The organism is Vibrio marisflavi CECT 7928 (assembly GCF_921294215.1).
In the GTDB taxonomy this organism is placed as follows: Bacteria; Pseudomonadota; Gammaproteobacteria; order Enterobacterales; family Vibrionaceae; genus Vibrio; species Vibrio marisflavi.
Genome location: NZ_CAKLDM010000002.1, coordinates 2,391,987 through 2,408,847, shown reverse-complemented (window position 1 = coordinate 2,408,847; position 16,861 = coordinate 2,391,987). Strand labels below are relative to the sequence as shown.

Sequence of the window (16,861 nt, the reverse complement as noted above, 5' to 3'; positions counted from 1 at the left end):
ATTTTTAGGATCTCATTTTAATGAAGCCGATTTTTGGCAGAGGCCCTTCACTACAGCTGCGCTTATTTTTAGCGATAGTCATATCAGCCAGCCTTATGCTGGCTGATAGTCGTTTAGGTGCTTTCTCAAGTGTACGATATTTCCTCAATAGCTTGGTCGCTCCAATTCAATATGCTGCTGACTTACCAAGGACGATGTTTGACGGCTTCTACGAAAGATTTAACTCCAGGCAACATTTAATAGATACCAACACTAAGTTGAAAAACGAAGTGTTGCTGTTAAAAAGTGATTTGCTGCTACTAGACCAGTACAAAGAAGAAAATAAGCGACTCAGAAAGCTACTCGGCTCTCCTTATGTAAGAGATGAGCGGAAAATGATCGCTGAAGTCATGGCTGTCGATACCACGCCATATCGTCACCAGATTGTGATTGATAAAGGCAGTGAAGACGGTGTCTATGTTGGTCAACCAGTGATCAATGACAAAGGCATTGTTGGGCAGGTAACGTATGTTTCCGCGCAAAATAGTCGCGTTCTTCTGCTAACAGACAGCAATAGTGCTATTCCTGTACAAGTGATTCGTAACGATATTCGAGTGATTGCCTCGGGTACAGGTCAAGTGGACCAAATAAACCTTGAGCATATCCCAACCAGTACTGACATTCGAGTTGGTGACTTATTGGTGACAAGTGGACTCGGTGGTGTGTACCCAGAAGGCTATCCTGTTGCTACGGTAACCTCAGTGAATCGCGATACTAAACGTGAGTTTGCTGATATTACTGCTAAGCCAGTCGTTGACTTTGAACGTTTAAGATACTTGCTACTTGTCTGGCCAAACAAAGACAGGCAAGAAAGAGTATTGAATGCACATCCAACACAGAAAACCGGAGTAACTAGCAATGGCCAATAATGTGTTGAGAAGTAAGCTGGTTATCTGGTGTTCGTTTTTAATTGCACTGATTTTGCAAACCATCCCTTGGCCGGGAATTTTGGAAATTCTTCGGCCATCATGGCTATTGCTTGTTACCTGTTATTGGGTGTTGGCACTACCTCATCGAGTCAACGTCGGAACGGCCTTAATTGTTGGGTTACTCTGGGACTTGCTGCTAGGTTCAACATTGGGCATACGGGGAATGATGATGTCGATAGTCATCTACCTAGTGGCGCTGAATTTCTTAGTATTGCGTAATATGGCTTTGTGGCAGCAGGCTGTTGTAATCGCATTGCTTTCCATGTTGTTGGATATATTGATATTTTGTGGTGAATACTTGATCAGAGATGTCACTTTTAATCCATTATTACTATGGAGTGCTTTGATCAACTGTATACTTTGGCCATGGCTATTTTTATTGATGAGAAGAGTACGGCGCCATTGGCACGTGAAGTAAATGACTGATAAGAAAATAGTATTAGCATCATCTTCACCAAGAAGAAAAGAATTGTTGAGTCAGCTCGGCTATTCATTCGATGTGGTGAAAACAGATGTAGAAGAGTGCCGAAAATCTGATGAATCTGCTCATCAGTATGTGCAGCGTTTATCACAAGATAAAGCGCTGGCAGGCTTAAAAGTCGAACCAGAATCGATAGTGATCGGTTCTGATACTATCGTTGTTGTAGATACAGGTATTCTAGAGAAACCGGATAGCTTGCAAGATGCTAAGCAAATGCTCTTCAAGTTATCTGCTCGTAGCCATCAAGTCATGACGGCAGTGACTGTCGCATCAGAGCAAAAAACTCGTTCTACTGTAGTTATTACCGACGTGTGGTTTAAGACTCTGTCAGAAAAAGAAATCGAACAATACTGGCAAACAGGGGAACCATGCGATAAAGCTGGCAGTTATGGAATTCAAGGAAAAGGTGGCCGATTTGTCACTCGCATAGAAGGCAGCTATCACGCTGTTGTTGGATTACCCTTATACGAAACTGACCAGCTCTTGCACGAATTTTTATAAATTATAAAGAGGTACTCTTATGAGTGCAGAGTTGCTGTTAAACGTCACTCCAAGTGAAACCCGTGTTGCTATGATTGAAGCTGGAAGCCTTCAAGAGATTCATATTGAACGTGAAGCTCGTCGTGGCATTGTTGGAAATATCTACAAAGGCAAAGTCAGTCGTGTTCTGCCTGGTATGCAGGCCGCTTTTGTCGATATTGGCCTAGATAAAGCGGCTTTTTTGCATGCGTCAGATATCGTACCTCACACAGAATGCGTGTCTGAAAATGAGAAGCAACAGTTTCAAGTTCGCGATATATCTGAGTTGGTGCGACAAGGGCAAGATATTGTCGTTCAAGTTGTCAAAGATCCACTTGGGACTAAAGGTGCTCGTCTAACTACCGATATAACACTCCCTTCTCGCTACTTAGTTTTTATGCCCGGAGCCAGTCACGTCGGCGTTTCTCAACGCATTGAAAGTGAGCAAGAACGCGAACGCTTAAAAGCTGTTGTGGCAAACTATTGTGATGAACTTGGCGGCTTTATCATTCGTACTGCTGCAGAAGGGGCAGATGAGAAAGAGCTTTCTCAAGATGCCGCTTTTCTAAAACGTCTTTGGTCGAAAATCATTGAGCGTAGATCCAAATATAAAACTCGCACTACCTTATATGGTGAGCTTGGCTTGGCTCAGAGGATCTTGCGTGATTTTGTCGGTACTGAGTTAAATAAGATCCTTATTGACTCACGTTTAGAGTATGAAAACCTACAAGAGTTTACCTCAGAATATGTCCCGGAATTGACCGACAAGCTTGAACTGTTCGAAGGCGATAAACCTATTTTTGATATGTACGAAACAGAGAATGAAATTCAGCGCTCTCTTGATCGTAAAGTGACACTGAAGTCGGGTGGATATTTGATTATCGATCAGACTGAGGCAATGACGACTATCGATATCAATACTGGCGCTTTTGTTGGTCGCCGAAATTTAGATGAAACGATCTTTAACACCAATATAGAAGCTACCCAAGCTATTGCTCGTCAACTAAGGTTAAGAAACTTAGGCGGCATAATCATTATCGATTTTATTGATATGTCTTCAGATGAACACAGAAAGCGAGTATTAAGCTCTCTAGAGGCCGCGCTCGATAAAGATCGTGTTAAAACCAATATTAACGGCTTTACACAACTCGGCCTTGTCGAAATGACACGTAAGCGGACTCGGGAAAGTATTGAACATGTTCTATGTTCTAGTTGTCCAACTTGTGAAGGGCGAGGTAGCGTAAAAACTGTCGAAACGATTTGTTTTGAAATTTTGCGTGAAATCACCCGAGTTAACCGCGCTTATGATGCGGATAAGTTTGTAGTTTATGCTTCTCCAGCTGTCGCAGAAACATTGGAAGGTGACGAATCCCATGCGCTGGCCGAGTTAGAAGTATTTATTGGTAAGGAAGTAAAGGTGCAAGCGGAACCTTTATACATTCAGGAACAATTTGACGTCGTAATGATGTAAAGGATGGTTAGTGAAAGGCACTTTTAGGCGTCTCTGGCGCTATTTTCTTTGGTCTCTTGCCAGTGTACTGACTCTGTTCGCTATTTTGGTCACTAGCTTTCGTGTCTTGCTGCCTCATCTAGATTATTTTCAAAATGATATAGCCCGGTGGCTAAATGAAGCCACTGGGCTACAATTTCATGCCCAAAACATCAGTGGGTATTGGGACAACTTACACCCATATATTTCCTTGCAGGATTTTTCCGCACAGTTGCCTGATGGCAGTAAAGTAAAATTATCGGCCGATGAGATCGATGTAGAAATTGATTTTTGGCAGTCAATTCTCAAAATGCAGCCAATAGTGGCCGATCTTCGGGTGAATGGTTTGGACTTGGATATCCGTACCATTAATTTGAACTCACCAGATAGTACTTCAACACAAGATAACCACACTGAAGACCAAGACTTTTTAAACACAGTTGATAAGCTAATGTTGCGTCAGTTTGATGGCTTTAGTCTAAAAAATTCTAATGTTTATTATCAGTCTTTGGATGGTGGAACAAGAAAGCTCAATATCGATACGTTACGTTGGAAAAACCAAGGCCGTCATCATCGTTTTCAGGGCGTTGTGAGTATTACTGATGCGAAAATTAACTCACTCCACGTTAATGCTAACTTTGTTGATCATGGTTCTCTAAGAAATGTTTCTGGTGAGTTCTATGTATCAGCACATAATGTTCTCGTCGCCCCATGGTTGACTAAGCACCTGAAACTAGAAACAGGTATTGAAAAAGGCGAGGTCAGTTTTAAGAGTTGGCTGACTTTAAAAAACAGCCAGCCTGTAGAAGCTTTGGTGAAGCTAGAGCCTTCTGAATTGACTTGGAAAGGGGATAAAAATCATCAGCTAACAGTTAAAACAGGTGTGTTCAATCTTTCACCTGAGGGCGAAGGATGGAAAGTGATTGGTCAGTCGCTAGATATTGAAACCAATCATAAGAAATGGCCAAACCTAGAGGTGGCATTTGATTGGCAGCCAAAACAATGGCGCCTCAATGTCTCTCAACTTGATATTTCTACAGTGACGCCATTGTTTAGGTTAGCACCTAGCTTTAAATCTACTACTTCCTTACTCGATAAGCTCAAACCGGGTGGTGTGCTTCGTGATATTCGAGTCTCTATGGGAGAGTCTCTCCAGTCACTTAAATACTCAGCTTCACTAACCAATGGCAGTATGTCTCAATGGTATTTGCTGCCCGAAACGCATCATCTCGAAGCAAATATCTCAGGAAATGCCAATCAAGCAGTTGTGAATGCTAGTTTGGAAAACGATGAGCTTCCTTATGGCGATGTATTTCAGGCTCCTCTAAATATCAAAAAAGGCAAGGTTCAAATTGTTTGGCAGAAAGAGTCGAACGGTTGGTCTCTATGGTCCGATGATGTGAATGTTAAAACTCCAGATATGAGTGTTGTCGGTGAGTTTAAGTTGGACGTGCCAAATGACCAAAGCCCTTTCCTGTCTTTTTATACTGAAGCTAGCTTAAAAAATGCTGGGGAAACTTGGCGTTACTTACCAACCTTAGCTTTAGGTCAGGGCTTAACAGACTATCTGTCAGCGGCAATCCAAGCCGGTAAAGTAAACAATGCTCAATTATTATGGTACGGAAGGCTCTCAGATTTCCCGTACACCAAACACGACGGAATCTTTCAAGCATCAGTAAAGCTTAGAGATGGCAAATTTAGTTTTGACACAAAATGGCCAGCGATCAGCGACTTGCAGTTAGATTTGCTATTTCAAAATGAATCGCTGTATTTGGACTCAAAACAGGCTGATTTAAAAGGTGTTAAAGCACTGTCTATCAAAGGGGAGATCCCTCAATTAACTGCTGACGGTCATCTTAAATTACAAGCAAAGGTTGAAGGGCAAGGAAACGCTGTCCGCGATTATATGACAGCAACTCCATTGGTGGACTCTGTAGGTGCAGCTCTTACAACGATTCAAATCAATGGCCCTGTGAAGTCCGATTTCCAGCTCGACATTCCACTCAATGGCAATCAGCCTCACGTGTGGGGTTATGCTGATCTGAAAGACAATCGCGTTCACGTGAAAACACCTGCTATGGATTTAACGTCGGTGTCTGGCAGGATAAACTTTGATGATGATGTGGTCGATTCTAAGCAATTGACAGCGAATTTGCTCGATCAACCCATCAAACTCAATTTTAGTGGTGAGAACGGCAGCAAAGCTTATGATGTTAAAATCCATCTTGATGGAAACTGGCAAGTTAAGCCTTTAACACCTTATGTCGGTAAGCGTTGGACCAGCCGTTTATCAGGTAGGGCACCATGGTACACTCAAGTAGATATTCAGCTCAAAGATACTGGATTTACCTATCAGATCAATGGAGAAGCAGATCTAAAAACTGTTGCGAGTCAGTATCCGTACCCACTTACCAAAGCAAGTGGTGTCGAAGAGAAAGCCAAGCTACAAGTGTCTGGAAACCAAGAGTCTATTAGTGCAAGGCTTGCTATTCCCAACCTAAAATATCAAACAGAGATAGATATTCGTAAAGACGTACCTGTGCTCAAGGCCAACTATGTGGTAGTGGGTAACGGCAACTTTAAAGTCAGCCCAGTGGTTGGAAATAGTGTTGTCGTGCGTACTGATAAGTTTGATCTAGATAAATGGCAGCCAATACTCTTTCCTAGCCACTCAGACAGTACAACTGGGACGAATAGCTCTACAAGTACTATGGGAGCAATCGAGATACCAACACCGCAAAAAGTCACTCTTGATGTGCAAAACCTGACGTTTGCGACTCTCGAGTGGCATGACGTTAAGTTTAGCGCGAAGAGGAAAGCATTGGGTTGGTATATGAACCTAGATAGTTTGGAGGCTGAAGGGGACGCAAATTATATCGACCCTTACGACTTGAGCGTTTCTCTAGACCGCTTACAGATTTATGTGCCGAGTTTAGATGATAGTGAGAGGAAGAAAACGAAAAGCTTATTTGAGACAGCAAGCGGTAAAGAACAACCGCTTATTTCAAGCTTCGACCGTGAGTTCCACAAATCGGTACCGAATATAACCCTTGCCATTAAAGACTTCTGGTTCCAAGGGTATCGAGTTGGACAGTTGCACCTTAATTTAGTGCGTAAAAATGACAAGATAGAATGGACAAAGCTATCTGTATCTAGTGGTACCAACCATGTTGATGCTGATGGCTATTGGATACTAAATGGTGATACAAGCAAAACGAAGTTTGATATTACTGTCAAAGGGAAGAATAACAGCGATCTGATGCAACGGTTTGGTATCACTTCAGGTATTCAAAAAGCACCATTCGATATTACTTCGACTTTAGAGTGGGATGGTGCGCCTTGGTCGATGCAGCTTGATACCTTAAATGGCACAGTGAACACCAAGCTAGGTAAAGGTGTGATTCCGAATGTTAGCGGAGCTGCGAATTTGCTCGGTTTATTTAGCTTGGATTCCATAATCCGCAAGATGCAGCTGGATTTTACTGGCGTGTTTGATAAAGGAATGGCCTTCAATTCAATCACTGGGACAGGAAAAATCAAGGATGGAGTCTTTGTTACTAATGACATCAAAATGGATGCGGTAGCAGGGCTGATGAAAATTAAAGGTGTTGCAAACCTAAATACTCAGATGGTCGATGCCGAAGTGAATTTTACCCCGGACATGACATCGGGGATTCCAGTACTGAGTGCTTTTGCTGTCACACCTGTTACTGCTTTGTACGTGTTGGCAGTTACAACCGTAATCTCGCCAGTGGTTGAAGTATTCACTCAAGTTAATTATGAAGTGAAAGGCCCTTTAGATAACCCGAAAGTAACGGAAATCTCGCGCAGTAAAGGCGAGTTTAAATTACCTGAAAAACTGCGTGATGAGCTGAAATAAGAGGGATGCAAATGGCTCGTATTGGATTGGTTCAGATGACTTCTGGGCCTCTGCTATCAGACAACTTGGCTTACATCAAAGCCCAAGTTGAACAGTTGGCTGCGCAAGGCGCAAAGCTGATATTGACACCTGAAAACTCATTGGTTTTTGGTAGTAAGCAGGAGTACCACGATGCGGCAGAGAAGCTAGGAGAGGGGCGAGTCCAGAACCAGCTTGCGAACCTTGCTAAGGAGCATAGTGTCTGGTTGATCATTGGTAGTTTCCCTATTCTTCACGACAACGGTGTATTCACCACCATGTTGGTGTTTAATGATCGTGGAGAGCTGGCTTCATCATACAATAAACTACACATGTTTGATGTGGATGTTGCTGACCAGCATCAGCGTTATCGTGAGTCAGATATTTTCACACCGGGTGCACAGATTGTTACTGTTGAGTCCCCAGTAGGTTATTTAGGGTTAACAATCTGTTATGATTTACGCTTTCCACACCTTTATTCAGAGCTAACAAATAAAGGTGCTCAGATTATACTGGTGCCTGCTGCATTTACCGAAGTGACTGGAAAAGCTCACTGGGAAGTACTCCTTCGTGCTAGAGCAATTGAAACCCAATGTTGGGTTATTGCAGCAAATCAAGCAGGTAAACATAGCGGTGGACGAAGCACTTGGGGGCATTCTATGGTGATCAACCCGTGGGGGGAGATCGTCGTCCATTTAGATCAAAAGCCAGAGAGTGTGGTTGCGGACATAGATTTAAGCTTGATTGAGCAAGTTCGAAGTAAGATGCCAATTCGCAGCCATAGCCGCTTTGGACACCAATTTATTGAAAAATAAGAGCATAATATGACTACAAATAGCGTTGAAGATGCGTTACTCAAGCCTGCGGGTTTGACAGAACAAGATATTGCAGACACGTTGGAAAGTATCGCAACTCGGCAAATCGATTATGCCGATATTTATTTTCAATCTAGCTGGCATGAATCCTTAGTGCTAGAAGATAGCATTATTAAAGATGGCTCTTTCAATATAGATCGTGGTGTAGGTGTTAGAGCCGTCGCCGGTGAAAAAACCGGATTTGCTTATTCCGATCAGATTCAGTTAGATGGCTTGAAACAAAGTGCTATTGCAGCAAGAGGGATTGCAAAACAAGGCCAAAGCGGTACTGTTCAAGCTTTTAAACGCAATGAAAAGCCTGAGTATTATCAATCTATCAACCCTTTATCAAGCTGGGAAAAAGAGCAAAAGACAGAGTTGCTTAAACAGCTAGATGCCTATATCAGAACCAAAGAACCGCTCGTGCAAGAAGTATCGGTAAGCTTGACTGCCGTACATGAACAAATGCTCGTCGCAGCGACAGATGGAACCTTTGCTGGCGATATTCGTCCATTGGTTCGTTTGTCGATCAGTGTATTGCTACAAAAAGGTGATAGACGTGAGCGCGGCAGTGCTGGTGGTGGTGGTCGTTTTGGTTATGACTACTTTTTAAGTGACAGTGAAGGGAGCACAGTTGCGTATCAATTTGCTGATGAAGCAATTCGCCAAGCACTAGTGAATTTGGAAGCGGTGGCAGCGCCTGCAGGTACGATGCCGGTGATTCTTGGTTCAGGTTGGCCGGGTGTGTTGCTTCATGAAGCAGTAGGTCATGGTCTAGAGAGTGACTTCAACCGTAAAGAGTCTTCTGTGTTTTCTGGAAAAATCGGCCAGAGTGTTACTTCAGACCTATGTACTATCGTGGATGACGGCACGCTTAAAGATTTGCGTGGCTCTGTGAATGTCGATGATGAAGGTGTCGCGGGCCAATATAATGTGTTAGTCGAAAAGGGCGTTCTTAAGGGGTACATGCAAGACAAGTTAAATGCTCGTCTAATGGGTGTAAATCCAACCGGTAATGGTCGCCGAGAGTCTTATGCACATTTGCCTATGCCGAGAATGACTAATACTTACATGCTGCCAGGTGAGCACACTCCAGAAGAAATCATATCTACAGTTAAGAAAGGATTATATGCTCCTAACTTTGGTGGCGGTCAAGTTGATATTACCTCTGGAAAATTTGTATTCTCAACATCAGAAGCCTACTTAATTGAAGATGGCAAAGTTACTCAGCCAGTTAAGGGAGCGACGCTAATAGGCTCGGGTATTGAAGCTATGCAGCAAGTCTCTATGGTGGGTAATGATCTCAGTATTGATAGAGGTGTCGGTGTGTGTGGTAAAGCAGGGCAAAGTGTGCCAGTTGGCGTAGGTCAGCCGACGTTGAAACTAGACTCAATCACGGTTGGCGGTACCGATTAAGTTTTCGCTAATCAGTCTGTGTATGAGAATAAAAAATGGTGACTCTTATGGTCACCATTTTTTGTGAGATATTGTAGCTAGTGAATATCAAATTCCATCTCTTTCCAGCGGGCAACTCATACAACGAGCACCGCCTCGGCCTCGGCCAAGTTCATTGCCAGGAATGGTGAGAACGGTAATGCCAGCTTTATCATATTTTTCATTGGTATAAACGTTTCGTTCATAGCCAATAACCACACCAGGCTTCACAGTTAAGACATTGTTTGCGTCATTCCACTGCTCACGCTCTGCTTCGTAGTTGTCACCACCTGTTGTGATGATCTTCAGTTGATCTAGGCCTAAAGCCTGTTCTATCGCGTGAATGTAGCTCGGTACTTTTTCGACATGCATACCGCCATCTTGTTTTGGTGTTAGTCGCCACGTATCGAGATCTTTACGCATAATCTCTGGATAGACAGAGAATGTATCCACATCCATATGTGTCATGACAGTATCTAAGTGCATGCATGAGCGGTGTTTAGGCAGATCAATTGCGATCACTTGCTTCGCTTGGCCATGCTTAAATAGGCTTGCCGCTAGGTTTTCAACGCCCTGTGGTTTCGTACGTTCTGAAATACCGATCAGTACTGCTTCTTTACCTATTACCAAAACATCTCCACCTTCAATGTTGGCATTGTCGTAGTGAAGATCTTCATTACCAAAGTACTTAATAAAATCTTGGTTAGCAAATACTGGGTGCCAGCGGTAAATAGCTCTCAGATGGTTGGTTTCTCTTTGACGAGCAGGTTTCATCATCGGGTTTAATGATACGCCACCGTATACCCAGCAAGATGTGTCACGGGTAAATAAATGGTTTGGAAGAGGCTCGATGACAAAATCTAATGGACGATGCATCTTCGGTAACATCGATGAAGAACGAATTGGCAATTCGGAATAGGCAAGGCCGCCTAGTAAAACGGTTGCCAGATGTTCGTTATCCATTTCAGAAAGATAGTGGCGCAGGTCGTTGGCGAATGTTGGCCCATATCGAAAATCTGAAATTTGTGTATTCAGCAGCCATTGTCTTGCTTCCGGAACTTCCAACGTTTCGACAAATAGATCGTGCAAAAGAAGGACTTCCACACCTTGCTGCGTTAAGGTATTGGCAAACACATCGTGCTCTTTTCCTGCCGCTTCCACCGCAAGAACATCATCAAACAACAACTCATGACAATTAGATGGTGTGAGGTGGGTGAGTGCTCGTTCGGGACGATTTAATAGTACTCGTCTTAGTTGTCCTACCTCAGAGCCGACATACAACTTACTCATATTGCTTCCTTACTTTTATACCTACTCTTATATATGACAAGATTGTGAAAGATATGCAAGCCATTACAATCATAGCAAATACTGTAAATATTTGATTATTAGTCATACATGTTACCAAATGGTTAATAATGTGCTTTTTTTGGTATATATAACTAAATGATAGAAGATAAATCGATGCGTTGTTATTCGCACACTAGTCTCGTGATTGGATGACTTAGATTGCACATTAAATGCGATAATATGCACTTTGTGTTACGAAAATGAGTTGCTGTTGTAATTTTATGCGTTTTTCTCTGTGCTGCTTTTATCGTCAACTAGCAGATATTTATTCTAGTTTGCGTGTTTTCACGATTACACTTATCAATTTATAAAGTTCTAAATCAAGGTGAGTCAAACTTGTAGAGCCTTAAGTTCAGTAAGTTTCATGCTGTATACATAAAGTCGGAGGTAGTTGTCAGATAGTAATGGCATTTCGCCGCTAACCGTGCGATATTGCGTGGCTTGAGGTCAATTGACCTAATTTAGAAAACTTTGCAAATTACAGACCCTAGCATTATGGGAAACAACATTGGAGAAATGCTATGTCTCAAGAAGACTATCTATCAGTAGAAGAACTGATTGAAATTCAAAAAGAAGATACCCGAGACATTATCCAAGCACTATTGGAAGATGGTAGTGAACCCGATGCGGTCTACGATATCGAACATCACCTTTTCTCCGAAGACTTCGACACTTTAGAAAAAGCAGTCATTGACGCTTTTAAGATGGGATTCGAAGTGCTAGAAGCAGAAGAGACAGAAGATGAAGATGGCAATAAGCTATTTTGTGTTGATGCGACGATGCAGTCACCACTGGATGAAAACATTATCGGTGAGCAAGTACGAAAGCTAGTAGAACTAGCTGAAAAGCATGACATTATCTACGATGGGTGGGGCACTTTTTACGAAGGTGAAGACGCCGCTTACGAAGACGAAGATTACATCGAAGAATAAGCCATAGATTGTAAGGTGGCTTGCTTGTCGAGCTTGCTGCCTTCTACATCAAGTTTTTAGCTTTTCAGGTTCAACATGCAAATAATCTTAAGTGATAACTGGCACCTTTCTTCTCTAACTGACCCGTCTCTCCCCCAAGGTAACCTCACTCTTCCGAATGCTATCTGTTCAGCATTGCCAAGCAGTGTTTCACAACAGCAAATAGAGCAGCAAGAATGGTATCTTTCTCATGACTGTTATCTTGAAGAAGACTTGTTAAAATGCCCTGCCATTGACTTGGTTGTCGAAGGCATTGAGCGATTTGCTGAGGTTCGAGTTAATGGCATTGCTGTTTTCGATTGCGATGGTGCGCAGCAAGTCTATCAGCGAGAGATCCGTTCGCTACTCAACTCGGGGAAAAACCGAATTGAATTACTGCTTATCGAGCCCGATGCTGATTATTTAGGTGATGAAGATTTAGCTATCACGGCTAACAATAAGCAAGAACACTCAAAATCAGCCATTTCTCATGCACCACGTTTGCAGGGGATAAGCAATGTTAGGTTGGAGAAGGTAGAGACAGAGCAAGTATGGCATTACGGTGGAGGTTGTGAGCTTATCGTCAACGTTTTCTATTCTACTGTTAGCCCTGGCTTAGTATCTGCTTCAGTTAAGTTTGACGGCATGACCTATCAATTGCCATTGGACGTTCGAGACAATCATGTTAAAGCAATATTTCAGGTAGAAGCGCCGATATACAGTGATTTAGAGAACCAGAACCCCAAAGATCTCTATGACTTGGTCGTTGAGCTTGATGGCCAAATCTGCAGTCAGGTTATAGCATTGAGTGACTCATTGTGCGTAAGCCACTCAAACACTATTTAGCTCGCTTTCAAGCCTGATTTAAGTTGATTTGACTGATAGTTTGCCTTTGCCCTTGGAGGTAACAAGAAGCCAGCTACCAGCAAATATTGCGACAATAAAGACACCGATAATCTCAGAGTTTGAATCGAAATATTGGACTAATGCTGTCTGATCATTGAATAAAGACAGTATTTCCATTCCAGCAATACTAAACGCTACGATGACAGAAAAAGCGGTGATCCATAAATTGTATCGGCGACGATTATCTGAATTGAGCGTTGACCATTTACATAAGTGAAGCTGCATCCAGCTATCTAAAGCATCAGTTAGTACCATTCCTAAAGCAAAAGATATTGGCAGTAGTAGAATAAAGTAGATGGCCAAACCGTTCATCGCCTGAGTGGCGGCCATGCTAAGCAATGCTATCTCAGTTGCAGTGTCAAAGCCCAAACCAAATAGAAAACCAACAATGTACATATATTTAGGGTTGGTAACTTTGTCGAATAGTCGATGAAAAAGCTTGAAGAGCAGACCTGTCGGTGCTTCATCACCTGAATTGCTTTTATAGGTATTTAAGAAAATACGGCTATTGAGCACGCCAGTAACGATTAAAAAGCCGATAGACATAGTCGTGCCGATTGCAGCGCCAATATTGTTCAGTGTTGCGTTGCCTTGGAAGGTTAATACTCCTAGTACTATCATCAGTGTCATGAGAAAGACGACACTCGAGTGACCAAGAGCGAAATATATTCCTACTGTGTAGCTGTTTTGTTTCTTTGCCACCATTTTTCGCGTTACGTTATCAATAGCTGCAATATGGTCGGCGTCTAATCCATGGCGTAAGCCAAGCGAAAAGGCCAACAAGCAAAATATAACAAGCTTAGATTCAGCAGGAATTGCGGAATAGATCAGTAGCGCACTCACTAGGACTACGGCCAATAATATCAATATTGGCTTTTTAAATTCTTTCATTTTAACTCGTTCACTGACAGGGTAATTAGCTACCGATCGAACCAGTAGAGTGGACGCACGAAGCAGTCCAAAGCTAATTAACAAAATTTGCGATAACGTTAGTCATTTTCAACGCTTTGATCATTGATCGACAACATAAAAGCCACTTGTTGGAATCAAATATGACAAATGTATACGTTCTTTATTTGATTAAGCCGATTTCACGGTAGTATTTTTTCGCGCCCGGATGGAGAGGAATTGTAAGGCCTGCTGAGATCATCTGCTCTTTTTTGAGGTTGGATAAAGCTGGGTGCATGCGGACAAAGGTGTCAAAGTTTTCAAAGACTGCTTTTGTGACTATGTAAGCGATCTCATTTGACGTGTTGGTACTGGTAACCAGTGTGGCGACAACACCAAAGCTTTGCGTATCAGGCTGTGTGGCTGAATACATACCAGCAGGGATAGTGCTGTAGGCATAGTAGGGGTTATCGGCAACAATTTTATCAATTTGTGGCCCAGTGACAGGGACTAGTTTTGCATCACAGGAGGTAAACGCTTCTTTTATAGGTCCATTCGGATGACCTACCATGTAGACAAACGCATCGATGCTATTGTTGCACAGTGCTTGGGAACGTTCAGCGCCAGTCAGTTCACTGGGTTGCTTGAAGCTTTCGTTGGTCCAGCCCATCACATCCATTACTACTCCCATAGTGGCACGATCTCCTGAGCCGGGGTTGCCGATATCGACCCGAGAGCCTTTGATATCTGATAGCAATTGTATTGAAGCATTGGATTGGGCAATTAGGTTAAAAACTTCTGTATGCAGGGAAAATAATGCGCGCAGCTTTTTGTATGGGCCTTGCTCAGAAAACTTACTCGTGCCGTTATAGCCATGGTATTGCCAATCGGATTGCACAATACCGAAGTCGAGCTCTTTATCACGGATAGAATTGACGTTGTAAATTGAACCGCCAGTCGATTCAACAGAGCAGCGAGTATTGTGTTGTTTTCTTCCTTGATTGACGAGCTTACAAATGGCACCACCTGCTGGATAGTAGACACCAGTGACAGAGCCTGTACCAATAGTAATAAACTGTTGGGCGTAGCTAGTTTGTAAGGTTAGCGCTGTGGTGAAAAGTGAGACCACAAATAGCAATTGCTTCTTCATGAGCATATTTCCCTGATACCGCTCGAGTCGCTACATTAAAGTGTATACAAAAACCACACATAGAAGAGGAGAAATGTTCATTTTGTTATTTGATAATAAGCATTTGAACGCATAAAAATGGCGCAGTATCTCTGCGCCACAATAGATAGAAATATAATACGTCTAACAGTTAGCCAGTATATTCAAACAGTTCACATACAGATAGGAACACTTGCTCTGTCGTCACATCCATAGTTGGGGTAATAAAAATTGTGTCATCACCAGCAACGACACCTAAGATACCTTCAGATTTACCTAATGAATCCAGCAGGCGAGCAATGAGTTGAGCCGCACCAGGGCCTGTGTGAATAACAATTAACGCACTGTTTCTATCGATACCAAGTACTAGCTCTTTTAGAGAACTCGATGCTGTAGGGACGCCAAGCTCTGCTGGTAAACAATAAACCATTTCCATTTTGGCATTGCGTGTTCTTACCGCACCAAACTTGGTCAACATTCGGGATACTTTGGACTGGTTGATGTTATCGAAGCCTTCCTGCTTCAGTGATTCAACGATATCGCTTTGCGAGCCGAATCTTTCCTCTTTTAGTAGGGCTTTGAAAGCGCGAACTAAGTTTTCTTGTTTTTCTGAATTGCGCATGATTTTGTTTCTTTCGTTATTTAACTATCGTTACAGTGAATATTTTCGCATACCTCTTTGAATATAGCCATAATGACAAAAATTAAAGCTTTTCTGAGAATAGTTCAATTATCATTACAGCTGATGTTTTTATTAATTAATTGATTCTAAAGCATTTGTAATGGTAAGCGTAAATTTTTCTAATTGTGTGAAAAATCCTCAATGCGTGACGTCGCAAAGCTGATGTTTATTTGATTGTAGTCAAAGAATTCTTGCTATAATTCGTCTGGTCGATAGACCCTAACCTCATACCCAAAGATTAAAATAAGATCTCATCCCAAGGAGAAAACAATGAAAGTAGCCGTTGTTGGTGCCGCTGGTGGCATCGGTCAAGCTTTAGCTCTTTTACTAAAAAACCACTTACCAGCAGGTTCTGATCTTGCTTTATATGATATTGCTCCTGTAACGCCTGGAGTTGCAGCAGATCTTAGTCATATCCCAACGCCAGTTTCGATCAAAGGCTACGCTGGTGAAGATCCAACCCCTGCACTTGAAGGTGCAGATATCGTACTAATTTCTGCAGGTGTAGCTCGTAAACCTGGAATGGATCGAGCGGATCTTTTTAATGTTAACGCTGGTATCGTGAAATCTCTTGCTGAAAAGATTGCCGTTGTTTGCCCAACCGCTTGTATAGGTATTATTACTAACCCAGTAAACACCACTGTGCCAATTGCAGCAGAGGTACTTAAAAAAGCGGGCGTTTATGACAAGCGTAAGCTTTTTGGTGTCACAACTCTTGATGTTATCCGTTCAGAAACTTTCGTTGCTGAGCTAAAAGGCAAGAACCCAGCAGAAGTGGATGTACCTGTTATTGGTGGTCACTCCGGTGTGACAATTTTGCCACTGCTTTCTCAAGTTGATGGTGTCGATTTCTCTCAAGAAGAAATCGAAGCTCTAACCAAGCGTATTCAAAACGCAGGTACAGAAGTTGTAGAAGCAAAAGCTGGTGGCGGTAGTGCGACTCTATCTATGGGACAAGCCGCGTGTCGTTTCGGCCTTTCTTTAGTTAAAGCAATGCAAGGTGAAGCGAATGTTGTTGAGTGTGCATACGTTGAAGGTGACGGCGAGCACGCTCCATTTTTTGCTCAGCCAATCAAGCTTGGCAAAAATGGTGTTGAAGAGATTTTAAGCTACGGAGCGCTTAGCGCTTACGAAAAATCTGCACTAGATAACATGCTAGAAACGCTAAATGGCGACATTAAAATTGGTGTGGAATTTGTAAAATAAAGCAATTTCATTCTGAACTAAAAATAGCTGATCGCGTGATCAGCTATTTTTTTATCTACAGATAATCT

The 16,861-nt window shown here is 42.4% G+C and carries 14 protein-coding genes; 10 read left to right on the top strand and 4 right to left on the bottom strand.

Annotated features, from left to right (window positions below):
- The first annotated feature begins 20 nt into the window (after positions 1 to 20).
- The 7 genes from mreC to tldD are packed head-to-tail and all read left to right on the top strand — an operon-like array spanning position 21 to position 9,625.
- Complete coding sequence (gene mreC, locus L7A31_RS17760) at positions 21 to 908, top strand: rod shape-determining protein MreC (RefSeq protein WP_237363096.1); 888 nt, start codon at positions 21 to 23, stop codon at positions 906 to 908.
- Positions 898 to 1,386: a rod shape-determining protein MreD gene (gene mreD / locus L7A31_RS17755; protein WP_237363095.1), complete on the top strand. Its 489-nt coding sequence runs from the start codon at positions 898 to 900 to the stop codon at positions 1,384 to 1,386. The genes mreC and mreD overlap by 11 nt, the downstream gene beginning before the upstream one ends.
- Positions 1,387 to 1,950, top strand: a complete 564-nt coding sequence (locus L7A31_RS17750; protein WP_237363094.1) for a Maf family protein — start codon at positions 1,387 to 1,389, stop codon at positions 1,948 to 1,950.
- Between the two features lie 19 nt (positions 1,951 to 1,969).
- Positions 1,970 to 3,439, top strand: a complete 1,470-nt coding sequence (gene rng / locus L7A31_RS17745) for a ribonuclease G (protein ID WP_237363093.1) — start codon at positions 1,970 to 1,972, stop codon at positions 3,437 to 3,439.
- A 10-nt stretch (positions 3,440 to 3,449) separates the two neighbouring features.
- On the top strand, positions 3,450 to 7,337 hold the full coding sequence (locus L7A31_RS17740; RefSeq protein ID WP_237363092.1) for a YhdP family protein: 3,888 nt from the start codon (positions 3,450 to 3,452) through the stop codon (positions 7,335 to 7,337).
- Positions 7,338 to 7,348: 11 nt separating this feature from the next.
- Positions 7,349 to 8,170 carry a carbon-nitrogen hydrolase family protein gene (locus L7A31_RS17735; RefSeq protein WP_237363091.1) on the top strand — a complete coding sequence of 274 codons (822 nt, stop codon included), beginning with the start codon at positions 7,349 to 7,351 and terminating at the stop codon, positions 8,168 to 8,170.
- A gap of 9 nt (positions 8,171 to 8,179) precedes the next feature.
- A complete protein-coding gene (tldD, locus tag L7A31_RS17730; RefSeq protein ID WP_237363090.1) occupies positions 8,180 to 9,625 on the top strand; it encodes a metalloprotease TldD in 1,446 nt (481 codons plus the stop codon).
- An 87-nt stretch (positions 9,626 to 9,712) separates the two neighbouring features.
- Here tldD and arcA read toward each other — a convergent pair whose 3' ends face one another.
- On the bottom strand, positions 9,713 to 10,933 hold the full coding sequence (gene arcA, locus L7A31_RS17725; protein ID WP_237363089.1) for an arginine deiminase: 1,221 nt from the start codon (positions 10,931 to 10,933) through the stop codon (positions 9,713 to 9,715).
- Between the two features lie 581 nt (positions 10,934 to 11,514).
- On the opposite strand from arcA, the gene rraB reads away from it, so the two are divergent.
- Positions 11,515 to 11,925 carry a ribonuclease E inhibitor RraB gene (gene rraB, locus L7A31_RS17720; protein ID WP_237363088.1) on the top strand — a complete coding sequence of 137 codons (411 nt, stop codon included), beginning with the start codon at positions 11,515 to 11,517 and terminating at the stop codon, positions 11,923 to 11,925.
- A gap of 75 nt (positions 11,926 to 12,000) precedes the next feature.
- Positions 12,001 to 12,789 (top strand): glycosyl hydrolase 2 galactose-binding domain-containing protein, encoded by a 789-nt coding sequence (locus L7A31_RS17715; protein WP_237363087.1) that lies wholly within the window; start codon positions 12,001 to 12,003, stop codon positions 12,787 to 12,789.
- An 18-nt stretch (positions 12,790 to 12,807) separates the two neighbouring features.
- On the opposite strand, the gene L7A31_RS17710 is transcribed toward L7A31_RS17715, so the two are convergent.
- The 3 genes from L7A31_RS17710 to argR all read right to left on the bottom strand — a co-directional run bounded on the left by L7A31_RS17710 (position 12,808) and on the right by argR (position 15,527).
- Complete coding sequence (locus tag L7A31_RS17710; protein ID WP_237363086.1) at positions 12,808 to 13,740, bottom strand: HoxN/HupN/NixA family nickel/cobalt transporter; 933 nt, start codon at positions 13,738 to 13,740, stop codon at positions 12,808 to 12,810.
- 181 nt (positions 13,741 to 13,921) lie between these two features.
- Entirely contained in the window at positions 13,922 to 14,887 is a 966-nt protein-coding gene (locus L7A31_RS17705; protein ID WP_435532905.1) for a TAXI family TRAP transporter solute-binding subunit, read from the bottom strand.
- A 169-nt stretch (positions 14,888 to 15,056) separates the two neighbouring features.
- A complete protein-coding gene (gene argR, locus L7A31_RS17700; protein WP_237363084.1) occupies positions 15,057 to 15,527 on the bottom strand; it encodes a transcriptional regulator ArgR in 471 nt (156 codons plus the stop codon).
- A 330-nt stretch (positions 15,528 to 15,857) separates the two neighbouring features.
- On the opposite strand from argR, the gene mdh reads away from it, so the two are divergent.
- Complete coding sequence (mdh, locus tag L7A31_RS17695; protein ID WP_237363083.1) at positions 15,858 to 16,793, top strand: malate dehydrogenase; 936 nt, start codon at positions 15,858 to 15,860, stop codon at positions 16,791 to 16,793.
- Positions 16,794 to 16,861: the final 68 nt, after the last annotated feature.